Consider the following 21,990-nt stretch of genomic DNA (forward strand, 5'->3'; position numbering starts at 1 on the left):
ATCTCATATAAAATTTAAATATATAATCATATATTTAATATTAAATGTATATATTAATAATGTTGTTTTTAAGATTAATATTACAAAATTTAAACGGAGGTTACATATGAAACATTTAAAACACATTTTAATATCTTTATTATTAGTAGTTATGTCAACAGTTTTATTTGTTGGTTGTGGTAGTAAAACTACAACTATGACTGATAGAGCAGGAAATGAATTTACTACTCCTAAAAAGATGGAAAAAATAATTTCAACAGCTCCATCAAATACAGAAATTTTAGTAGGATTAGGATTAGGCGATAAACTAATTGCTATTGATAAATACTCAGATGATATTGAAGGTATTAATAAGGATATAACTAAAATAGATTTTAGAAATCCAGATGCTGAAGCTATAATAGGCTTAGAGCCGGATATAGTAATTGCATCAGGCCATAATCAAGAAGGTTCTGAAGATCCTTTTAAAGTAATAAAAGATGCTGGAATTACAGTTGTATATCTTCCAAGCAGTGAAAGTATAGAAGGAATATATGAAGATATAGATTTCTTATCAAAATTAACTGGAACTGAATCTGAAGGTAAGAAAATAGTAGATGAAATGAAAAGCGAAGTTGACAAGATAAAAGAAACTGCAAGTACAATTAAAGATAAGAAAAAAGTTTACTTTGAGATTGGTTCAACTCCAAGTTTATATAGTTTTGGAAGCAAAACATTTCTAAATGAAATGATTGAAACTATTGGTGCTGAAAATGTATTTGCTAAAGAAGAAGGATGGATTTCACCTAGTGAAGAATCTGTAATTTCTGCTAACCCAGATGTAATATTAACAAATGAAGGTTACATAGAAAATGCTACAGATGCAATAAAAAAACGTCCAGGTTTTGAAAATGTAAATGCAGTTAAAAATAATAAAGTATTTTTAGTTGATAAAAATACTACATCTCGTGGAAGCCAAAATATAGTTAAAGCACTAAAAGAAATGGCAAGAGATATTTATCCAGATGAATATAAAGAATAAAAATAAAAATATGCTTTTAATACTATCTATTCCTATAGTATTTTTAGTAATTTGTATCGGAACTTCCATTGGGAGTTCCGATATTAATATAACAGATATTATATCGATAATTGGTAATAAACTTTTTAATTTACCATTAATAGAAGGTATTAAACCTAAAGATGTTTCTATAATTTGGGTTATTAGGCTTCCAAGAGTACTACTTGCATTTTTAGTTGGAGCAGCATTAGCTGTAAGTGGTGCAGTTGTACAATCTATATTAAAAAATCCATTAGCATCTCCATATACATTAGGGGTATCATCAGGTGCGTCTTTAGGTGTAGGCATATACATAATTTTAGGAATTACAATACCTATAGTAGGAAATCTTGCTTTACCTTTCATAGGTTTTTTATCTGGAGTTATAACTGTATTTTTTGTTATAATGTTTTCAACTAAAGTAGACAAAGGATTATCTAATAGTACTATAATTTTAGCTGGAATGGTTTTTTCATTATTTACTAATGCTATATTAACTACTATATCAGCATTATTTAGTGAGGATATAAAAACTATAACTATGTGGCAAATGGGATCTTTCGCCATGAAAGGTTGGTCTTATGTTCTAGTTGGATTACCGTTTTTTGTAATTGGAATATTAATAGTTTTAAGATATTGTAGAGAAATGGACATTTTGACTTTTGGTGAAGAACAAGCTAAATCTGTTGGTGTAGAAACAAAAAAAGTGAAAAAAATATTATTTATAGCAACTGCTATTTTAACTGGAAGTGCAGTTGCACTAAGTGGGACAATTGGATTTATTGACTTAATAACACCTCATGTAGTAAGAAAAACCTTAGGTTCAGAACATAAACTTGTTATTCCAATGTGTATAGTTTTTGGGGGCTCTTTAATGGTAATAACTGATTTAATAGCTAGAACTATAGCATCACCATCTGAACTTCCAGTAGGTGCAATAACAGCTTTAATTGGTGCTCCATTCTTTGGTTATTTATACTTTAATAAGAGAAGTAGGTGATTTATATGTTAGAAATAAATAACTTATATTGTGGTTATGATGGAATAGATGTTGTTAAAAATGTTTCTATTAAAATAAATCGCGGTCAAAACATATCCATAGTTGGTCCTAATGGTTGTGGCAAAACAACTATGTTAAAAGCTATAGCTAATTTAATAGACTATAAAGGAAATATACTTTTAGATGGTAAAGAAATTAAAAATTTTAAAAGAAAAGATTTAGCAAAAAAAATTGCTTTTATGACCCAAACTTCTCAAATATATTTTCCATATACTGTGTATGAAACTGTAGCACTTGGAAGATATGCTCATTTAGATGGTGTTTTTGCTAGTTTATCTAAAAAAGATATAGATATTATTTTAAATTGCATAGAAACTGTAGGATTACTGGATTATAAAGATAAGTTAATAAGTGAATTGTCTGGTGGTCAACTTCAAAGAGTATATTTAGCTAGAGCTTTTGCACAAGATCCAGATATAATATTACTTGATGAACCAACTAACCACTTAGATTTAAAATGCCAAATAGAAATATTAGAGCATATAAATAACTGGACTAAGAAAAATAATAAAACTGTAATAGGTGTACTTCATGATTTGAATTTAGTTCAAATGTTTAGTGAAGAAATAGTTATGATTAAAAATGGAGAAATTATATCTAGTGGGAAATCTAAAGAAGTTTTAGATGAGCATAAATTAAAATCAGTTTATGGATTAGACATAAAAGGTTTTATGATTAAAGCTTTAGAAAAATGGAAATAGAACTACACTTAAAAATAGTGTAGTTTTTTATCACTCCAAAATTTTCAACGTATAAAATTAGCCATTATTTTGGTATTATATATAATATATAAATATATTATATTAGCATTATATAGTAAAAATTTATGTAAATTTACTTTACTATATAGAAAAATTATATATAATATATAAGTGTGATAATTTATGATGCATATAGGGGAACAAGCTTTCACTTAAATTTTATGTATGAATTTAAGAATAGTTTTTTTACTTTGTTATTAAATTTAAATCAATTCATATCATAATTAACTATTAAGAATGTGTAATTTTGAAAATGAATAAATTTAGAAATTAACTTAGAACCCTATATAGAAAAAAGCTTCAATAAAAATTTAAAACTTATAAATCTATAACTAGTATATTATAAAATTAAATTTAATATAATTGTAAATACTACTAGTAAATATGTTAGATTACATTAGGTGCTTAAAGTAAATTACCAAAGAAAGAGGTTTTATAAATGGCAACTTTAAATATATTTAATAAAAAAGTTTCATGGCAAGGATTAAATTTAACTTGTGCATTAGAAAGATACTTAAATACGAATAATATAGCATTAGAATTATATGATGAATTTGGTGAATTTTATGGATGTGTTACATTAGATGATAGAGCTTCATTCCCAAAATCAAATAATGCAGTTATTTCAAACACAAAAGAGTTTGAAGGAATACTAGGAGCTTTAACTAAAATTGATATGGTTAAAGTTGTAGGAAAAATAGACATCAAATTATTAATGAGAGATTTAGTTGTAGTTAATACTAGACAATTTAAAGAAATTGATGAGGATGTTTTCTTAGCCTTTGCTAAAAGCACTTCTACTGACTTAACTGAATTTTTAAGTGAACAAGAACAAGAACAAGAATAATAAAATATTTTAATTTTAAGCACTAAGCATGTTAAGGAAGATAGCTTACCAAATAATATATATTTGATTTGTTATTTTCCTTAATGTGCTTTTATATAGAAAAATAATTTTTTAATATGTTTTAAGAATTTATGATAAAACAAGAAATTATTTAGGTTACAATTTTAAATAGTATTGTGTCAAGAAACAAAATTTATTTAAAGTTAAAATGAAAAACTAAATACTATGATGGGGGAAAATATATGGAGTTAAGAAGGGTTACATTAAAAGATTTTGATAAATTATTTCAATGGATTAATGATGAAGATGTAAGAAAAAATGCAAGATATACTCAAAAAGTTTCTCGACATAGCTTTGAATTTGATTTTTTGAAAAATATTGAAAATCCCAATATACATCATTTCATAATTATGGATAATAATTATGAAATTGGTCAAATAAAAATATCTAAAGAAAAAATTAAAGTGGTATATAGTTATAGTATAGATAAAAATTATCGTAATAAAGGTTTTGGACTTAATGCTATAAAATTAGCTGAAAACTATATAAAAGATAACAAAAACCAATTTAAAGATGTAAATGAATTAGTTGCATATGTTAGAAATAGCAATATTGGTTCATGTAAAATTTTTGAAAAGTTGTTATACAATGTAGAATTTAAAAATAACGACTATACAATTTATATAAAAAAGTTATAATTAGCAGATTTATGTAAATAATTTTAATATAATTAATTAAATTATTTTTATCCTAAAGGAAAAATAATTTGATATAATAAACATACCATAAAATATAAATGGTATGTTTATTTATACCATTTAAACTTAATAATTTATTTTAGGAAAGGTTTATAAATATGAGTTTTAAAAATATTAGTCTTTTTGATATAAATCCAACTGAAGAAAAAGAATATTCTTCTAATGCTCCATTAGCAGAAAGATTAAAACCAGAAAGCCTAGATGATTATATAGGACAAGAACATATTCTATCAAAAGGTAAACTTTTATATAGAGCTATAAGCGCAGATAGATTGTCATCTCTAATCCTATATGGACCACCAGGAACAGGAAAAACTAGTTTAGCAAGAGTTATTGCAAAATCAACTAGTAGTAATTTTAAATCATTAAATGCTGTTACAAGTAATTTAAAGGAACTTAGGGAAACTATAGAAAAAGCTGATGATGATTTGAAAATGGAAAATAAAAAAACTATAGTTTTTATAGATGAAATTCATAGATTTAATAAAAGTCAACAAGATGCCTTACTTCCACATGTTGAGAAAGGGCGAATTATTCTTATAGGTGCTACAACAGAAAATCCATTTTTTGAAGTTAATAAAGCTCTTTTATCTAGAGCAATGATATTTCAATTAAATCCATTAACTAAGGATAATATAAAAAAATTAATAAAAAAAGCTTTGATTGATAAAAAAAGAGGATTTGGAAATTTAAATATAGAATTAAAGAAAGAAGCTTTAGAGTTTTTAATTGAATCTTCTAATGGTGATGGTAGAAGAGCATTAAATGCACTTGAGCTTGCAGTTTTAACTACAAATAAAAATGAAGAAGGAGTTATAATCATAGATATTGGAACTATTGAAGAATGTATCCAAAAAAAACATATAACATATGACAAAAATAGTGATAATCACTATGATATAATATCTGCATTTATTAAAAGTATGAGGGGCTCAGATCCTAATGCTGCTGTTCATTATTTAGCTAGAATGCTTTATGCAGGTGAGGATATTGAATTCATTGCTAGAAGAATTTTAATATGTGCATCTGAAGATGTTGGTAATGCAGATCCCTATGCACTACTAATAGCAAATGCTTGTTTAGATGGTATTTCTAAAATTGGAATGCCCGAAGCTAGAATTTTACTTTCTCAAGCTGTTACATATGTAGCAAGTGCACCTAAAAGCAATGCAGCTTATAATGCTATAAACAGTGCATTAAATGATGTACAAAATGAAGATATTGGGGAAGTTCCAATTCATTTAAGGGAAAAGGGCTATAGTGGTGCTGAAAGACTATATGGTGATAAAGAAAAGTATATTTATCCTCATAACTTTAAATATCATTATGTAAAGCAACAATATCTTCCAGATAAAATAAAAAACAAGGTATATTATGAACCTACTGAAATTGGGTATGAGAGTAAAATAAAAAACAGATTGAGAAGTCTTAAGGAATTATAATATAAAATATATTGTAACTTATATAATTAAATAAATATAGTAAGTATATGTTTAAGTTTTTTTCAAAAATATGCTATAATTTAAAAAATCTAAAGCGTATTTTAATATTATAGGTAAAATTTATATTTTAATTGCTTTTGTTTAAATAAAGATTTAAATGTAAATTTTGTAAGTCTATATAAATACTAAAAATATTTTATTAATTGCGAGGTTTAAAATATGACACAAAAAATATATTATGATACTCCATATTTAAAGCATTTTAATGCTAAAATTAAGGAAATAAAATTTATAGATGGTAAATATCATGTTTTATTAGATTCAACAGCTTTTTATCCAGAAGGTGGCGGCCAACCATGTGATACTGGATATATTAATAAATTAAAAGTAAATTATGTTTATGAAAAAGATGGTGAAATCTATCATGTAATGGATGAAAAATTAGTAGATGAAAAAGTTAATGGTGAAATAAATTTTGAAAAAAGGTTTGATTATATGCAGCAACATAGTGGTGAGCATATATTATCAGCTGCTTTTCACCAAATTTTAGGAACTAATAATACATCATTTCACTTAGGTGATGATTACGTAAGTATAGATATTGATACTCAAGATATTGATGATGCTAAGATAAAATCAGTAGAAGAACTAGCAAATGATATTATTGCAACAGATTTACCTATTAAATCATATGTTGTAGATAATTTAGATAGATACGAAATAACTTTAAGAAAAAAAATTAATATTGATGGTCCAATAAGAGTAGTCCAAATAGGTAACTTTGATTTTAGTGGGTGTTGTGGAATTCATGTTCAAAATACATGTGAAGTTGAAAATATTAAAATATTGAAATATGAAAAAAATAAAACTGGAACTAGAATTTATTTTATATGTGGTAATAGAGTTTTTAATGATTATAATAATAAGCTAAAATTTGCTTCTGATATTTCAAGGTTATTCGAATGTAAACAAGAAGATGTTTTAAATAAAGCTAAAACTCAAATGGACACTATAAAAGATTTAAATAAGCAAATAAGAACTTTAAAAGAAAAATTTATTAAAATGAATTCCATTGAGCTTTTAAAGGAATGTGATAGCAATATTTTAAATATTGTATTTGAAGATGAAAGCTTTGAAGATGTACAATTATATAATAAAGAATTTATGGATACAGATAATTTAATAATAATATTATCATCTAAATTGGATAATAAAATATTATTAAATTATAGTGGAGTATATAATATTAATTGTGGCAATCTATTTAAAGAAAACATATGTCAATTTGATGGTAAAGGTGGTGGAAGTCCTAAAATAGCTCAAGGTACTTTCAAAAACACTGAAAACTTAATTAAATTTAATGATTTTTTAGTAGAGTATATAAAAGAGAGTATTTTATAAATAGAAACAGCAAAGTTAAACTAATAACTTTGCTGTTTTTATGTAACTTTAAATATTAAAAGTTTTTATTTATATTTGTATGTGCTTCTCCCGGATTTAATTTTGTTGGTTCAAATGTATTCTTATCTGGAAGATGTCCAGAGTTTCTAAATTTTTCTTTATAATATTTTTCATTTTCTTCTACAACTTTTTTATGACTTTTCATAACAATCTTCCTTTCCTTAAAAACTACATAGCTTTATTATATTCCTTCAACACTTTATCAAATTCAGGTCCTTTGCTTACAGAATCATATTGAACTTCACTACCTAAATGAGTAACTCTATAAGCATAAGCTTCATTAGCATTTTTAGGTCCAGCTATTATGTATTCTTTATTATCTACAAATAGCTTGTCAATTAACTCCATTTCTACTGTGTTTCCATGAGCATCATTAATTTTAAAAATTTCTGCCATAAAATATTCCTCCTTAGTTTTATTATAATTTTATATAAATTAATAAAACTATAATATGTATTAATACTATTATTAACTAAAGTAAAAAAAATATAATAGGCAAATTTTAAAATTGATAAATTTATTCTTAAATGATAACATATTTGTATATATACGGGAAAAGTAAAATTAGGACCTTCATTTTTTATATAAAGATAGGAGGTAGTTAAAATGTTTATATTAAAATGTAAAAAATATACTTGTTGCAAAAATGCACCATAAATGCAAAGTTGCAATATTTATATTTTAAAAAATAATATGTACTATTAGAATAAAGAAAAGTCACAATATTCATGTAAATTTAATATTTTGATGATGTTTATCTCAACTTAAAATGTAAATTATTATATTAAATTTTATTTTTACAAGATAGTTACAAAAAAAGTTGCAAATTTGCAACAAAAATGGGGGATTTATTTATGGAAAATAATATAAAAAAAGTTCTAAATGAAAAAATTAATCCAATATTGTTAAATCATGGTGGAGAAGCTGAATTAGTTAAATTTAATGATAATATAGTTACAATTAGATTTAAAGGTGCATGTGCTAATTGTCCATCAGCTAGTAAAACTCTTGAAGACACTGTGTCAATACTACTTAAAGAAGAACTAAAAGAAATCAAAGGTGTAAAATTGGCACAAGGTGTTGGTGATGAATTAATTGATATAGCGAAGAAAATACTTAATAAGTAAATGAGGTTGGCATATAAATTGCTTTGTTATAGTGACATGAAAACATATTATATTAAAAGGGGAGTTGAATGTTATGTCACTAATGACAGGTGCAGAGTACATTGAAAGTTTAAGAAAATTAAAAACAAAAGTTTACGTTTTAGGCGAAAGGGTTGAAAATTTTGTAGATCATCCAATTGTTAGACCATCAATAAATTCAGTTGCTATGACTTATGATTTAGCACAACAAGATGAATATAAAGATTTAATGACTGCAAAATCTAATCTTACAGGAGAAATAGTAAATCGTTTTTGTCATTTACATCAAAGTACAGATGATTTAGTTAAAAAGGTTAAAATGCAAAGATTAGTTGGTCAAAAAACTGCAACTTGTTTTCAAAGATGTGTAGGTATGGATGCATTTAATGCTGTATATTCTACAACTTTTGAAATAGATAAAGCTCATGGAACTCATTATCATGAGAATTTTGTGAAATATTTAAAATTTGTTCAAGAAAACGATTTAACTGTTGATGGAGCTATGACAGATCCTAAAGGAGATAGAGGATTATCACCAAGTAAACAAGAAGATCCTGATTTATTCTTACACATTGTTGAAAGAAGACCGGATGGTATTGTTGTAAGAGGTGCTAAAGCTCATCAAACTGGTTCTATAAACTCTCATGAACATTTAATAATGCCTACAATTGCAATGAAAGAAGAAGATAAAGCATATGCTGTATCATTTGCTATTCCTACAGATGCTGAAGGTCTATTAATGATTCTTGGAAGACAATCTTGTGACACTAGAAAACTTGAAGAAAATGCAGATGTAGATTTAGGAAATAAAAATTTTGGTGGACAAGAAGCCTTAGTTGTATTTGATGATGTTTTTGTTCCTGATGATAGAATATTCCTTTGTAAAGAATATGAATTTGCTGGAATGTTAGTTGAAAGATTTGCAGGATATCATAGACAAAGTTACGGTGGATGTAAAGTTGGTGTTGGTGATGTATTAATAGGTGCCGCAGCAGTAGCAGCAGATTATAATGGAGTTCCTAAAGCAAGCCATCTTAAAGATAAATTAATAGAAATGATTCATTTAAATGAAACACTATATTGTTGTGGAATCGCTTGTTCTGCTGAAGGTAAGAAAACTGAAGCTGGTAACTATGAAATTGATTTGTTACTTGCAAACGTTTGTAAGCAAAATGTCACAAGATTCCCATATGAAATTTGTAGATTAGCTGAAGACATAGCCGGTGGATTAATGGTTACAATGCCATCTGCAAAAGATTTTAATTCACCAGAAGTAGGAGATATATGCAAAAAATATTTTAAAGGTGTGGCATCTGTTCCTACAGAAGATAGAATGAGAATTTTAAGATTAATTGAAAACATGTGTTTAGGTGCTTCCGCTGTTGGATATAGAACTGAATCAATGCATGGAGCTGGTTCTCCACAAGCACAAAGAATAATGATTTCTAGACAAGGAAATTTAGAAGCTAAGAAAAAACTTGCTAAAACTATAGCTGGAATAAAAGAATAATATAAAGGGTTATTAAGGTGACAGTTATGAATTTAAGCGAAATTTATAAAAGTAAATTAATATCAGCAAGTGAAGCTGTTAAACATATAAAATCTGAAGACAGAGTTGTTATAGCTCATGCTGTTGGAGAACCTAAAGATTTAGTTAAAGCAATGGTTACTAATCATGAAAACTATCACAATGTAGAGATAGTTCATATGGTTGCACTAGGACCAGGAGAGTATACAAATTCTGAAATGAAAGATCATTTTAGACACAATGCTCTTTTTATAGGAGCTAGTACAAGAAAAGCTGTAAATGAAAGAAGAGCAGATTTCACTCCGTGTTTCTTTTCAGAAGCTCCTAGATTATTTAAAGAAGGTCATATGCCTATAGATGTAGTTATGCTTCAAGTGTCTAAACCAGACGAGCATGGTTATTGTAGTTTTGGTACTTCTTGCGACTATACAAAACCTGCAACAGAAAATGCTAAACTTATAATAGCAGAAGTTAATGAAAATATGCCTAGAACTTTTGGTGATAATTTTATTCATATAAGTGATATGGATTATTTAGTAGAAACTAATTATCCATTAGTTGAGCTTAAACCTTCAAAAATAAGTGATGTAGAAAAAGCTATTGGCATGAATTGTGCAAAACTTATAGAAGATGGTTCAACATTACAACTTGGAATAGGTTCTATACCTGATGCTGTTTTAATGTTTTTAAAGGATAAGAAAGATTTAGGCATTCATTCAGAAATGATTTCTGATGGGGTTGTTGATTTATATAATGAAGGTGTCATTACAAATAAAAGAAAAACACTTCATAAAGATAAAATGATTGTTACATTTTTGATGGGAACTAAAAAATTATATGATTTTGTAGATAATAATCCAGAAGTAGAATTATATCCAGTTGATTATGTAAATGATCCAAAAGTGATAATGCAAAATTATAAAATGGTTTCAATAAATTCTTGTATTCAGGTAGATTTAATGGGACAAGTAGTTTCTGAAACTATTGGAACTAAACAATTTAGTGGTGTTGGTGGACAAGTAGACTATGTTAGAGGTTCAAGTATGGCTGAAGGTGGTAAGTCAATTTTAGCAATGCCATCAACAGCAGCTAAAGGTAAAATTTCCAGAATAGTTTCATGCTTAGATAAAGGTGCAGCTGTAACTACAACAAGAAATGATGTACAGTATATAGTTACTGAATATGGAATTGCAGATTTAAGAGGAAAATCTTTAAGAGAAAGAGCAGAACTTTTAATTAATATTGCTCATCCTGATTTTAGAGAACAATTAAGAAAAGAATATGATGAATTAATTTAAACGAGAATAGTAGTATTCCAAGAAACAGGAATTATTTAAAACGTTATTCATCTTTCAGTTGAGAATTTTAACGCTAATTATTAATCTATATTTTTAAAATTAACAATGGGCAGTAAATTTTTAAATTGAATTTCCAATTTAAAAGAACTGTAAATTTTCAATTGTCAACTGGTTCCCAATATAAAAATAGAGATATCTTAATAAAAAAGATATCTCTATTTCTTTATAAATCTATTTTCTTTTTCCAATTATTCTTAAAAGATATATAAATAAATTTATTAAATCAAGATAAAGTTCTAATGCTGCAATTATTGCATATTTACTTACATCTTGACTACTTAGTTCATATGAGTTCATATGTATATGCTTAACTTTTTGCATATCATATGCAGTTAAACCACAAAATAAGAATACACCGATGTAACTTATTGCATTATACAAACCTCCAGAACCTATAAAAATATTTAATATACTAGCAATTATAATCCCCATAAGAGCCATAATTGCTATTCTTCCAACTGTTGATAAATCTTTTTCAGACTTTATACCAATCATACTTGCACAAAAAAACATTACAGCTGATATTATAAATACAGTTATTATAGAATTTAATGCATACATTGTAAAAATAGTTGCAAAGGTTATTCCACTAACAGCAGAATATAATAGAAATAATGCCAAAGCTGCTTTAGAAGATATATCTTCAAGCTTTCTATTAATAATTACAACTAATCCAATTTCAATAGCACACACTGTAAATAAGATCATTCCATTAGAGTATATTAAATTGATAAAGAATGGATTAATTGAAACTAGATATGCAACTGCAAATGTTAATACTAAACCCATAGCCATATAAAGAAAAGTTTTACTTATAAATTTGTTTTCACTTTTCTTATAAGAAATATTTGTCATAAACTAGCACTCCTTTTATAGTATATTTACAATAATTCTAACATTTATTTGTAGTTTATACAATAAATCTATATTTTAATGTTTAAATTTGTATTATATTCAGTTATACTTGTTGATATAAGTACATAAAAATATGTATAATAATATAGAGTTCAAATATGAAAATAAAATTGTTCATGTTTCAAGTGAGAATTGTAATTAATTTAATGGAAAATTAAAAGTAAATATTAAAATTGAGTTTTTAAGTATTTCTATTCTTAAATGTCATTATCATCTTTGTAGGCGAGAATTCATTCTTGCTAAACGTTACTAGGATATATTATTTTCATTATTTGCATCCAAATCAAAGACCGGCAAAGTTAAAACCTCAGCTACTAAGGTGTTATACATTTTAGCCACAAAGGAAAAATAAAACGTGCAAATTCACATATATGCGAGGTTTCAACCTTGCATAGCAACATTTGGATATATTAATTTTTAATTTTAAATTGATTTCAAATATGAAAATATGAATAATTTGTAACTCTAGGATTATATTTTTGATAAAGATGTCATTTTGAATTTGAAATTAAAACCCTATATTATGATTAAAATTATAAGAATAAGTTAAAATTAAAAATATAAGAAAAAACTTAGAATTTTTTTAAAAAGTATGAATAATTATATATTAAAGGATAGATAGTGAGGTAATTTAAATGACTATATTGGGCAAAGTTGTTAAAAATGGTATGAAAGTTGTTGGTACTGCTTCAAAAATCGGAATAGAAGCTACTGCAGATGTTTTTGGAATTGTTAGAGAAAATATATCTAAACAAGAAGGTGAAAAAGACAAATTTGCAGAAAAAGGTAAAAATCTTGGTACTGAAATAAAAAGTAATATAGATAAAGCAGGAGAATCAGCAGAAGTAGTTGTTAACAAAGGTGTAGAAATCACAAGTGAAGTAGCTAAAAAAGTAACTTCATCTGCAATAAATACTATAAATAATTTAGTGAAAAATAGTGATGGCACTAAATATAAAAATTATAATAAACAAAGTAATGAGAGTGAATATTTTACTCAAAAAGCTAAAGTAGTAGATACTGATTTTGTAGAAGTAAAGAAAGATATGGATGACACTCAAATGATTAATATAAATTATAAGGATAAAGAATAATTTTAATCAAAACATGCTTTTAAATATAATAAGCATGTTTTCTTATGTAAATAAATTGTATATAGGTGATACTGTTATGAAAAATAATAAAATAATAATTTTTTTTAAAAAAGAATGTGTTCTAATAATAGCGACACTACTAGCACTAATAACTTCATTAATTTCTATGCCAAAGTTAGAATATATTGATTTTAAGGTACTAATTTTACTATTTAATTTAATGGTAATTGTTGCAGCATTAAATAAATTTAAAGTATTAGATAAAATTGCAATTACTTTGCTAGAAAAATGTACAACCTCTAGAAAAGTAAACTTAGTCTTAGTTTTTATAACATTTTTTTCAGCAATGTTTGTAACAAATGATGTAGCTCTAATTACTTTTGTTCCACTTACCATAATAACTAGTAAAAAGGCAAATATTAATGCTTTAAAAACTATAGTATTTCAAACTTTAGGTGCTAATTTAGGTAGTGCATTAACACCAATGGGAAATCCACAAAACTTGTTTATTTATTCTTTTTATAACATGAATATAATATCTTTTTTAAAATCAACTTTCCCATTAATATTAATAGGTTTAGTCTTTTTATCAATTTTAATATTTAAAGAAAAAGATTTTAAATTGAATTTCAATGTAGAAAAAATAGAAATTAAGGATAAAAATAAAATATTTTTAGTAGTAGCTTTATTTTTTTTAGTAATTTTATCAGTATTTAAAATTATTGATTATAAAATTACTTTTATTTTAACAATAATTTTTGTGGTATTTTTAGATAAAAGTCTTTTCAAAAAAGTTGATTATTCATTACTTTTAACTTTTGTTGCTTTTTTCATATTCATAGGAAATATATCTTCTATGGAAGAAGTAAAAATTTTCATGGAAAATTTATTTAATAGTAGTAAAAGTACATATTTTTATAGTATATTATCTAGTCAAATAATAAGTAATGTACCTGCAACTATGCTTATATCAAATTTTACAAACTATTCAAAAGAATTATTGCTAGGTGTAAATATAGGTGGTATGGGTACCTTAATAGCTTCTTTAGCCAGTCTTATTTCATATAAACTATATGTAAAAGAAGTAAAAAACGAGAATAATAATTATATTAAAGTTTTTACTTTATATAATTTGTTAGGATTAATAGTTATAATACCTATAATTTATTTTTTATGTATATAATTGACATATATTTCATAAAGTATTATTATGAAATCAGAAAATGATTTTATTCATATGTTTAGAGAGTATTCTTTTTACATAAGTTTATTTTCATTTATATTTGTTTTATATATAGGGTTCCAAGTTCATCTTAATAATTATTAGTTCAAAAACTTGGACACCCTTAAGAGTGAGACCAGCTCGGAATCATTTTACAGTAAGTATTTCTTTTGAAAGCAATATATTTACAGCTAAAAAAATAGTTTTAAATTCGAGCTTGTTTCCCTATATCTAACAGCAAAGAAACTTCTAAGCTGAAAGAAAACTAATTATGGGGTAAAGTTGTATCTATAGGAATTCAAGTTTAAACTTAAAATTTTAAGTTATTCAGATTTCAATTGATAATTTTAATGCTAAGTTTTTTTAAAATTTATAATGGACAATGAATGTGAAAATTAGAAATGAATAATATTAACCATCATTGTTAATTGGTTGCAAATGCCATGATAGGAATAAACTTTAATTATAGAATTATCATTTGATAAAGGGATTATTTAAAATTTAAGCTTGGAATTTTATATTATTTATGATTTCAAAACCTAGTTTTCTTTATTTAAAGAAAACTAGGTTTTTATTTTTTATTAAGGGGAGATTAATATGAAAAAAATAGCAGTAATAAGTGCAATTTTAGAAAATCCTACAGAATGTCAAATTGAATTTAATAAAATTATTACAAATTTTAGAGGAAGCATACGTGGAAGAATGGGTATACCTTTTGAAGAAGGTGTTTCTGTAATATCTATAGTAGTAACTGGTGATTTAGATGAAATTAATAGTCTTACTGGAAAACTTGGAAATATAAATGGTGTTTCAGTTAAAACATCTATATCAAAAGTAGAACTTAATTAGGAAATAAGCTAAATGAGTATTTTGAAAGTAAATAAATATATAGAAGAATTATATAAAACTAATAATTTAGAGGATGAAAAGATTCTATATATACTAGATAATTTGAATTCAGAAAATAGAGAATTTTTGATAAAAAAAGCTAATGAAACTAGGCTAAAGTTTTATGGTAATAAAGTATATATTAGGGGATTAATAGAATTTAGTAATTATTGCATTAAAAATTGTTTATATTGCGGAATAAGATGTTCCAATAAATATGCTCATAGATATAGATTATCATTAGATGAAATTATGACTTCTGTAAAAACTGGTGATAAATTAGGATATAAAACATTTGTCCTTCAAAGTGGTGAAGATCCATACTTTGATGATAATAAAATGATAGAGATTATAAAGAATATAAAGAAAGAGTGTCCTAATTCTGCAATTACACTTTCATTAGGAGAAAAAAGTTATGACTCTTATGAGAAAATGTTTAAGGCTGGTGCAAATAGATATCTTTTGAGACATGAGACTGCTAACAATGAACTTTATAATAGATTTCATCCTGATGCTAGTTTTGAAAATAGACGTAAGTGTCTTTTAAACTTAAGAAAAATTGGTTATGAAATTGGGGCCGGTTTTATGGTAGGACTTCCTTTTCAAAAAAATGAGCATTTAGTTCAGGATTTAAGATATATAAAAGAGCTTAATCCACATATGTGTGGTATAGGTCCTTTTATTCCTCATAAAGATACTGAGCTTAAAAATGAATGCTCTGGAACTGTAGAAAAAACTATTGTAATGTTAGCATTAATTAGATTATTAAGTCCTAAAATTTTACTTCCAGCCACGACAGCACTTGGTACATTAGATAAATTTGGACGAGAAAAAGGTATAAAAGCTGGTGCAAATGTTATTATGCCTAATCTTTCTCCAATAGAAGTTAGAAATAAATACTTACTATATAACAATAAAGCATATACAAATGGGGAATCCGCAGAGTGTAAATTAGAAATAGAAAATAGTCTTAAATCTATCGGATTTGAAATAGATGAGAGTATAGGTAATAGTAAAATTAAAGATTGAAAGTAGGGGATTTTATGTTTATTAATAATGATTATATAGAAAATATTTTACAAGATGCTAAAACTGCAACAAAAGAAGATATTCAAAAAGTTTTAGAAAAGGCTAAGATAAAAAAAGGTTTAACTCATAAAGATATTGCTGTACTTCTTCAAATTAAAGACTCAAAACAAATAGAGGAAATGTATAAAATAGCTGGTGAAATAAAAGAAAGTATTTATGGTAAAAGAATAGTTTTATTTGCACCTCTTTATGTTAGTGATTATTGTGTTAATAACTGTGTCTATTGTGGTTACAAAAGATGTAATAAATTTGAAAGAAGAAAATTAAGTCAAAGTGAAGTTGCTAAAGAAGTTAAAATTTTAGAAAAAATGGGTCATAAAAGACTGGCTTTAGAACTTGGGGAAGATCCTGTTAATGCACCTATCGAGTATGTTCTTGAATGTTTAGATACTATTTATAAAACTCAAAATAAAAATGGAGAAATTAGAAGAGTTAATGTAAACATAGCTGCTACAACAGTTGAAAATTATAGAAAACTTAAAAATGCAAATATCGGAACTTATATACTTTTTCAAGAAACTTATAATAAAAATTCTTATGATAAAATGCATCCAAATTCACTTAAATCAGACTATGAATATCATTTAACAGCCTTTGATAGAGCAATGGAAGGTGGAATTGATGATGTAGGTGGCGGTGTGCTTTTTGGACTTTCAGACTACAAATATGAAGTTTTATCACTAATGATACACAATGAACATCTAGAAGAAAAATTTAATGTTGGATTTCATACTATATCCGTTCCTAGATTACGTAAAGCTGAAGGTATGGATTTGAAACAATTTCCTCATTTAGTTGATGATGAAACTTTCAAGAAAATTATTGCAATAATAAGAATAGCAGTTCCTTTTACAGGTATAATACTTTCTACTAGAGAAAGTGAAAGTATGAGATGTGAAGCACTTAAATATGGTGTATCTCAAGTCAGTGCAGGTTCTAATACTGGTGTAGGTGGATATGAAAAAGAGGAAAATGGGGAAAATGTTGAGCAATTTAAAACTGCAGATAGAAGAACACCATTAGAAGTTTTAAATGAATTGTTAGATGATGGATATATTCCAAGTTATTGTACTGCGTGTTATAGAAAAGGTAGAACTGGTGAAAGGTTTATGAGCCTTGCAAAATCTGGTGAGATACAAAATGTATGCGAACCTAATGCTATGACAACCTTAATGGAATATGCATTAGATTATGGCGACAAAGCCTTTATTGAAAAAGTAGAAAAAACTATATTAAATAATTTAGATCATATAAAAAGGGAAGACATTAAAGACTTAGTTAAATCTAATTTAGAAAAATTAAAAAAAGGTTATAGAGATTTATATATTTAAGGAGAATTTTATGAATAATACGCCTAATTCTAATAGAAAACACATTGGCATATATGGTAAAGCTAATGTTGGTAAATCATCAATAATAAATAAACTCTTAAATCAAGATATTTCTTTAGTTTCTAAAGTCAAAGGTACAACAACTGATCCAGTTTTAAAAGCAATGGAATTATTACCTATAGGACCAGTACTTTTTATAGATACTGCTGGCATTGATGATAATAGTGAACTTTCTAAACTTAGAATTAATAAAACTTTAGAAATGCTTACTAAAACCGACTTTGCAATTTATGTTATAGATTCTTTAGATATAGATTTGTCTTATTATGAAAAAATGAAGTTAAATTTTAAAAAATTTAATATACCTCACTTATTAGTTTTTAATAAAATTGATAAATTAAGTGATGAAGATTTGAAGAAGCTAAAAGATAAATTTAGAAATGCCCAATTTATATCAACTACTACAGATATAGGTATAGACATTTTTAAAAATGAACTCATAGAAAATCTAAAACACTTAGATGAGGAGTTACCTTTAATTGGAGATTTGCTTTCTTATAATGACAAGATTATATTAGTAGTCCCAATAGACTCTGAAGCTCCAAAAGGTAGATTGATACTTCCACAAGTACAATGTATAAGAGAATGTTTAGATTATGGTGCAAAAGCATACGTTGTAAGAGATACTGAACTTGAGTATGCATTAAATGATATTACGGATGTTAAGCTTGTAATAACTGATTCTCAAGCTTTCAAAAAAGTTTCATCTATAGTTAATTCTTCAATAAATTTGACAAGTTTTTCTATTCTTTTTGCTAGACAAAAAGGAGATTTAAATACTTTTATAGAAGGTGCTAAAAGTATAAAATTTTTAAATGATAAATCTAAAGTTCTAATTTGTGAAAATTGTACTCACAATACATCACATGAAGACATTGGAAGAATTAAAATACCTAATATGATTAATAAATTTACTAATCTTAAACTTCAATATGATTTTAAAAGTGGTTGTGATTTTCCATTAAATATTAAAGATTATGATTTAGTAATTCATTGTGGTGGATGCATGGTAAATAGGAAAACTATTATAAATAGAATAGCCTTATGTAAGGAGCAAAACGTTCCAATAACTAATTATGGTATTTTAATCGCATATATAACTGGTATTTTAAATAGAGCTACTAATATGCTTATTAAATAAAGTATCTATTCTAAGCTTAATAAAAAAGTGATTTTATATCTAAAAATCACTTTTTTATTATATATAAATTTACATTACTATAGTGTTCCAAACTTAAATTTAAAGTAATCTCTTTATCAAATGATACTATTAAACTTATAGTTTATTCTATTATCATGTTGATAACCAAGTGAAAAGTGCAATTGTTTCAACCTTGTCTAATGACGTTTGGATATATTATCTTATAGTTCTAAACTGATTACAAATAAAAAAGTAGGAATTAAATTTTAAACTAATACTATCAATTAATAAATGTATAAATTAAAATATAAAATATTTATAAAGTTATATAGTATATTAAAATTTGTTGTATAATATACTATATTATGAAAAATTTTAAAATGTTGGAGGTATAAAATGAGCACTAATTATGTAGCTAATTCTACATTAAGAGAAAACGCACGAAATCAGTTAAAAGGTCATTGGGGTGCACCTATATTAGTATGTTTAATAATAGGATTATTTAAATGGGGACTAGAGTTTATTTTTGGGAAAATAGATATATATCATTTTGAATTTGGATTAAATCTTGTTCCAAGTACACATCTATTTTCAGTAAATATACTAATAGATGTTCTTCTATTTGCACCTCTATATTTAGGCTTGGCAATATGCTTTTTAAAATTTATAAGAGTTAGAGATTTTGATTTAGAGGACTTATTTAAAGGATTTAGTAATTATGTAACATCATTAATTGCACAAGTATTAATGACTATATTTATGGCATTATGGACTTTATTACTTATAATTCCGGGTATTATTGCTGGAATTAAATATTCAATGACATTTTATATAATAGCAGATAATCCTGAAATTTCTGCATTAGATGCTATTGATAAAAGTAAGAAAATGATGGACGGTCATAAATGGGATTATTTTTGCTTACAATTAAGTTTTATAGGCTGGGCAATTCTTTCTATAATAACTTGTGGAATAGGTTTCATATGGCTTGTACCATATGTACAAACTAGTAACACTTATTTTTATGAAAATATAAAAGAAACAGAATTCAATTTATAAACTTTCTAATACATCATAGCTTAGCTATGATGTATTTTCTATATAAAAAACTAAATAAATCATTAAAATTTATGTAAATTTTTTTCATAAATGTATATATAATATTTTATTCATATTATAATTAATGTATATTTATAAAAGAGAAGAGGAGTTTAATATGCTTTTAAAAACAGGGAACTGCTCGGTGTAATATTTGATAGCAATATAACATCGAGCTAAATTTAAATGTTATCAAACATTACACTACAAGAAATTTATAACTTATAATATAAATGAAGGGGTGTAATTTATGAATTTAGAAGATTTAAAAAATTACTGGAAACATGAAGAAAATCATACTTTTAAAGGCTGGGATTTTTCCTATATAAATAATAGAATAAGTGAAGATACATTGCCTTGGAATTATAAAGAAATAGTTGAAAATAACATTAAAGATTATATAACCGTTCTTGATATGGGTACTGGTGGAGGAGAGTTTTTATTGTCATTAAATCGAAAAAAAGCAAGATTTTATGCAACAGAATCATATAAACCAAATTTAATTCTTTGTACCAACATATTAAAACCTTATGATATAGAAGTTAGAGAAGTTACTGATGATAATAATTTACCTTTTGAAGATAATTATTTTGATTTAATCATAAATAAACATGAGTCTTTTTCTTTATCAGAAGTAACTAGAATATTAAAGCCAGGTGGAAAATTTATAACTCAACAAGTTGGCGGGAAAAACAATATTGAAATGTCTAAATTTCTTCTTGGAGAAGTTCCAAATATAATCAACCATGATTTAGGTCTAAATGAACTTCTAAATGAATGCAATACATGTGATTTGGAAGTTCTATCTAGTGGTGAATTTTTCCCTAAAACATATTTCTATGACATAGGTGCTCTTGTTTACTATGTCAAAATTATTCCTTGGGAATTTCCTGAGTTTACTGTAGATAAAACCTTTGATAAATTACTAGAACTTAATAAAGAAATTGAAGTTAAGGGTTCTATATATAGTACTGAACATAGGTATTTTATTGAATCTATAAAAAGATATAATTAACATTAGGAGTTTTTTAATATGACTAGTAAAAAGAATTTTTTAATACTTGTTATCCCACTAATACTAATAATTAGCATACTAATTATTAGTGAATATAATATAGATACAACTTTTTCAAATAAACTTACTAAATTTGATTATAATACATTTGATTATAATACAATTGAAATATGTGAAACTTCAACTTCTAATAAATACAGTATAGAAGATAAGAAGAAAGTAAATGAACTTTTTGAGTATTTAAGTAAGCAAGTTATAAACAAACAATTTTTGAAGAGAATTGAAAATTCCAACAATAGTTTCATAATACAATTCATCAATAATGATAATGTTTCTTATATATTACAATTTTTGATACAAACCAAATAGGTATAAATGAAAATTTATATAAAATTGAAAGTGATACTTTCAATATAAATGATTTTAAAACCATATTTGAAGATTATATGATATAATTTTAAAATACAATTAGAACTTAAAATTCTAATTGTATTTTTATAGAGTTCCAAGCTAAAAAATGAAATTATTCAAGTATTAAATGAGAATAGTGTTATTCCAAGAAGCAGTAATTATTTAAAACGTTATTCATAAAAATTTCAAAGAAACTCTAATGAATTTGCTATTTTATTTTCAAGACTAAACGGCTGAATCGACGTCCTGTCTAGGCAGGCGCTGAACCCGTCCTTGGGTTCAGGTCTTGAAAATAAAACACAAATTAATAAGATTTTCTAAATCAAT

The 21,990-nt window shown here is 25.5% G+C and carries 22 protein-coding genes; 19 read left to right on the top strand and 3 right to left on the bottom strand.

The window, feature by feature from the left end; translation table 11 throughout:
* Nucleotides 1–106 precede the first annotated feature (106 nt).
* From BN346_RS07180 to BN346_RS07210, 7 genes are all read left to right on the top strand, one after another.
* Nucleotides 107–1,021 carry an ABC transporter substrate-binding protein gene (locus tag BN346_RS07180; RefSeq protein WP_040327453.1) on the top strand — a complete coding sequence of 305 codons (915 nt, stop codon included), beginning with the start codon at nt 107–109 and terminating at the stop codon, nt 1,019–1,021.
* The gene (locus BN346_RS07185) at nt 1,005–2,039 is read left to right on the top strand and encodes a FecCD family ABC transporter permease (RefSeq protein ID WP_040327454.1); all 1,035 of its coding nucleotides are present in this window, start codon (nt 1,005–1,007) and stop codon (nt 2,037–2,039) included. Before BN346_RS07180 ends, BN346_RS07185 begins: the two co-directional genes overlap by 17 nt.
* A gap of 5 nt (nt 2,040–2,044) precedes the next feature.
* The gene (locus tag BN346_RS07190) at nt 2,045–2,800 is read left to right on the top strand and encodes an ABC transporter ATP-binding protein (protein WP_040327455.1); all 756 of its coding nucleotides are present in this window, start codon (nt 2,045–2,047) and stop codon (nt 2,798–2,800) included.
* A gap of 499 nt (nt 2,801–3,299) precedes the next feature.
* A complete protein-coding gene (locus BN346_RS07195) occupies nt 3,300–3,707 on the top strand; it encodes a hypothetical protein (protein ID WP_040327456.1) in 408 nt (135 codons plus the stop codon).
* Between the two features lie 242 nt (nt 3,708–3,949).
* Nucleotides 3,950–4,405, top strand: a complete 456-nt coding sequence (locus tag BN346_RS07200; RefSeq protein ID WP_040327457.1) for a GNAT family N-acetyltransferase — start codon at nt 3,950–3,952, stop codon at nt 4,403–4,405.
* 158 nt (nt 4,406–4,563) lie between these two features.
* Nucleotides 4,564–5,907 carry a replication-associated recombination protein A gene (locus tag BN346_RS07205; RefSeq protein ID WP_101541685.1) on the top strand — a complete coding sequence of 448 codons (1,344 nt, stop codon included), beginning with the start codon at nt 4,564–4,566 and terminating at the stop codon, nt 5,905–5,907.
* Between the two features lie 219 nt (nt 5,908–6,126).
* A complete protein-coding gene (locus BN346_RS07210) occupies nt 6,127–7,308 on the top strand; it encodes an alanyl-tRNA editing protein (RefSeq protein WP_040327458.1) in 1,182 nt (393 codons plus the stop codon).
* A gap of 55 nt (nt 7,309–7,363) precedes the next feature.
* On the opposite strand, the gene BN346_RS21575 is transcribed toward BN346_RS07210, so the two are convergent.
* Together BN346_RS21575 and BN346_RS07215 are read right to left on the bottom strand one after the other, a co-directional pair.
* Complete coding sequence (locus tag BN346_RS21575) at nt 7,364–7,513, bottom strand: hypothetical protein (RefSeq protein ID WP_158644462.1); 150 nt, start codon at nt 7,511–7,513, stop codon at nt 7,364–7,366.
* Nucleotides 7,514–7,536: 23 nt separating this feature from the next.
* A complete protein-coding gene (locus BN346_RS07215; protein WP_040327459.1) occupies nt 7,537–7,764 on the bottom strand; it encodes a DUF1292 domain-containing protein in 228 nt (75 codons plus the stop codon).
* 458 nt (nt 7,765–8,222) lie between these two features.
* On the opposite strand from BN346_RS07215, the gene BN346_RS07220 reads away from it, so the two are divergent.
* The 3 genes from BN346_RS07220 to BN346_RS07230 all read left to right on the top strand — a co-directional run bounded on the left by BN346_RS07220 (nt 8,223) and on the right by BN346_RS07230 (nt 11,339).
* A complete protein-coding gene (locus BN346_RS07220) occupies nt 8,223–8,495 on the top strand; it encodes a NifU family protein (protein ID WP_040327460.1) in 273 nt (90 codons plus the stop codon).
* 73 nt (nt 8,496–8,568) lie between these two features.
* Complete coding sequence (locus BN346_RS07225; protein WP_040327461.1) at nt 8,569–10,023, top strand: 4-hydroxyphenylacetate 3-hydroxylase family protein; 1,455 nt, start codon at nt 8,569–8,571, stop codon at nt 10,021–10,023.
* Between the two features lie 26 nt (nt 10,024–10,049).
* Nucleotides 10,050–11,339 (top strand): acetyl-CoA hydrolase/transferase family protein, encoded by a 1,290-nt coding sequence (locus BN346_RS07230; RefSeq protein WP_040327462.1) that lies wholly within the window; start codon nt 10,050–10,052, stop codon nt 11,337–11,339.
* Between the two features lie 231 nt (nt 11,340–11,570).
* Here BN346_RS07230 and BN346_RS07235 read toward each other — a convergent pair whose 3' ends face one another.
* On the bottom strand, nt 11,571–12,254 hold the full coding sequence (locus BN346_RS07235; protein WP_040327463.1) for a Bax inhibitor-1/YccA family protein: 684 nt from the start codon (nt 12,252–12,254) through the stop codon (nt 11,571–11,573).
* A gap of 695 nt (nt 12,255–12,949) precedes the next feature.
* Between BN346_RS07235 and BN346_RS07240 the strand changes: the two genes are divergently transcribed.
* The 9 genes from BN346_RS07240 to BN346_RS07280 all read left to right on the top strand — a co-directional run bounded on the left by BN346_RS07240 (nt 12,950) and on the right by BN346_RS07280 (nt 21,621).
* Nucleotides 12,950–13,408, top strand: a complete 459-nt coding sequence (locus BN346_RS07240) for a hypothetical protein (protein WP_040327464.1) — start codon at nt 12,950–12,952, stop codon at nt 13,406–13,408.
* 76 nt (nt 13,409–13,484) lie between these two features.
* On the top strand, nt 13,485–14,591 hold the full coding sequence (locus tag BN346_RS07245; RefSeq protein ID WP_040327465.1) for an SLC13 family permease: 1,107 nt from the start codon (nt 13,485–13,487) through the stop codon (nt 14,589–14,591).
* 636 nt (nt 14,592–15,227) lie between these two features.
* Nucleotides 15,228–15,479 (top strand): TM1266 family iron-only hydrogenase system putative regulator, encoded by a 252-nt coding sequence (locus tag BN346_RS07250; RefSeq protein ID WP_040327466.1) that lies wholly within the window; start codon nt 15,228–15,230, stop codon nt 15,477–15,479.
* A gap of 12 nt (nt 15,480–15,491) precedes the next feature.
* The gene (hydE, locus tag BN346_RS07255) at nt 15,492–16,547 is read left to right on the top strand and encodes a [FeFe] hydrogenase H-cluster radical SAM maturase HydE (RefSeq protein WP_040327467.1); all 1,056 of its coding nucleotides are present in this window, start codon (nt 15,492–15,494) and stop codon (nt 16,545–16,547) included.
* Nucleotides 16,548–16,561: 14 nt separating this feature from the next.
* Nucleotides 16,562–17,938 carry a [FeFe] hydrogenase H-cluster radical SAM maturase HydG gene (hydG, locus tag BN346_RS07260; protein ID WP_040327468.1) on the top strand — a complete coding sequence of 459 codons (1,377 nt, stop codon included), beginning with the start codon at nt 16,562–16,564 and terminating at the stop codon, nt 17,936–17,938.
* Between the two features lie 10 nt (nt 17,939–17,948).
* Nucleotides 17,949–19,139, top strand: a complete 1,191-nt coding sequence (gene hydF / locus BN346_RS07265) for a [FeFe] hydrogenase H-cluster maturation GTPase HydF (protein WP_040327469.1) — start codon at nt 17,949–17,951, stop codon at nt 19,137–19,139.
* Between the two features lie 396 nt (nt 19,140–19,535).
* Nucleotides 19,536–20,198, top strand: coding sequence for a DUF975 family protein (locus BN346_RS07270; protein WP_040327470.1), 663 nt, complete (start codon nt 19,536–19,538; stop codon nt 20,196–20,198).
* Nucleotides 20,199–20,487: 289 nt separating this feature from the next.
* Nucleotides 20,488–21,252, top strand: a complete 765-nt coding sequence (locus tag BN346_RS07275) for a class I SAM-dependent methyltransferase (protein ID WP_040327471.1) — start codon at nt 20,488–20,490, stop codon at nt 21,250–21,252.
* Between the two features lie 18 nt (nt 21,253–21,270).
* Nucleotides 21,271–21,621, top strand: a complete 351-nt coding sequence (locus BN346_RS07280) for a hypothetical protein (RefSeq protein WP_040327472.1) — start codon at nt 21,271–21,273, stop codon at nt 21,619–21,621.
* The last annotated feature ends 369 nt before the right edge of the window (nt 21,622–21,990 follow it).

Source organism: Clostridium ihumii AP5 (genome assembly GCF_000612845.1).
Lineage (GTDB): Bacteria > Bacillota > Clostridia > Clostridiales > Clostridiaceae > Clostridium_J > Clostridium_J ihumii.

What these genes read in the sequence shown, in the direction of transcription:
- hydF (WP_040327469.1), top strand. Translation starts at nt 17,949, where the DNA reads ATGAATAATACGCCTAATTCTAATAGAAAACACATTGGCATATATGGT.
- BN346_RS21575 (WP_158644462.1), bottom strand. Translation starts at nt 7,513, where the DNA reads ATGAAAAGTCATAAAAAAGTTGTAGAAGAAAATGAAAAATATTATAAA.
- BN346_RS07270 (WP_040327470.1), top strand. Translation starts at nt 19,536, where the DNA reads ATGAGCACTAATTATGTAGCTAATTCTACATTAAGAGAAAACGCACGA.
- BN346_RS07190 (WP_040327455.1), top strand. Translation starts at nt 2,045, where the DNA reads ATGTTAGAAATAAATAACTTATATTGTGGTTATGATGGAATAGATGTT.
- BN346_RS07235 (WP_040327463.1), bottom strand. Translation starts at nt 12,254, where the DNA reads ATGACAAATATTTCTTATAAGAAAAGTGAAAACAAATTTATAAGTAAA.
- hydG (WP_040327468.1), top strand. Translation starts at nt 16,562, where the DNA reads ATGTTTATTAATAATGATTATATAGAAAATATTTTACAAGATGCTAAA.
- BN346_RS07275 (WP_040327471.1), top strand. Translation starts at nt 20,488, where the DNA reads ATGAATTTAGAAGATTTAAAAAATTACTGGAAACATGAAGAAAATCAT.
- BN346_RS07195 (WP_040327456.1), top strand. Translation starts at nt 3,300, where the DNA reads ATGGCAACTTTAAATATATTTAATAAAAAAGTTTCATGGCAAGGATTA.
- BN346_RS07220 (WP_040327460.1), top strand. Translation starts at nt 8,223, where the DNA reads ATGGAAAATAATATAAAAAAAGTTCTAAATGAAAAAATTAATCCAATA.
- BN346_RS07280 (WP_040327472.1), top strand. Translation starts at nt 21,271, where the DNA reads ATGACTAGTAAAAAGAATTTTTTAATACTTGTTATCCCACTAATACTA.
- BN346_RS07245 (WP_040327465.1), top strand. Translation starts at nt 13,485, where the DNA reads ATGAAAAATAATAAAATAATAATTTTTTTTAAAAAAGAATGTGTTCTA.
- BN346_RS07210 (WP_040327458.1), top strand. Translation starts at nt 6,127, where the DNA reads ATGACACAAAAAATATATTATGATACTCCATATTTAAAGCATTTTAAT.
- BN346_RS07230 (WP_040327462.1), top strand. Translation starts at nt 10,050, where the DNA reads ATGAATTTAAGCGAAATTTATAAAAGTAAATTAATATCAGCAAGTGAA.
- BN346_RS07240 (WP_040327464.1), top strand. Translation starts at nt 12,950, where the DNA reads ATGACTATATTGGGCAAAGTTGTTAAAAATGGTATGAAAGTTGTTGGT.
- BN346_RS07200 (WP_040327457.1), top strand. Translation starts at nt 3,950, where the DNA reads ATGGAGTTAAGAAGGGTTACATTAAAAGATTTTGATAAATTATTTCAA.
- BN346_RS07225 (WP_040327461.1), top strand. Translation starts at nt 8,569, where the DNA reads ATGTCACTAATGACAGGTGCAGAGTACATTGAAAGTTTAAGAAAATTA.
- BN346_RS07185 (WP_040327454.1), top strand. Translation starts at nt 1,005, where the DNA reads ATGAATATAAAGAATAAAAATAAAAATATGCTTTTAATACTATCTATT.
- BN346_RS07215 (WP_040327459.1), bottom strand. Translation starts at nt 7,764, where the DNA reads ATGGCAGAAATTTTTAAAATTAATGATGCTCATGGAAACACAGTAGAA.
- BN346_RS07250 (WP_040327466.1), top strand. Translation starts at nt 15,228, where the DNA reads ATGAAAAAAATAGCAGTAATAAGTGCAATTTTAGAAAATCCTACAGAA.
- hydE (WP_040327467.1), top strand. Translation starts at nt 15,492, where the DNA reads ATGAGTATTTTGAAAGTAAATAAATATATAGAAGAATTATATAAAACT.
- BN346_RS07180 (WP_040327453.1), top strand. Translation starts at nt 107, where the DNA reads ATGAAACATTTAAAACACATTTTAATATCTTTATTATTAGTAGTTATG.
- BN346_RS07205 (WP_101541685.1), top strand. Translation starts at nt 4,564, where the DNA reads ATGAGTTTTAAAAATATTAGTCTTTTTGATATAAATCCAACTGAAGAA.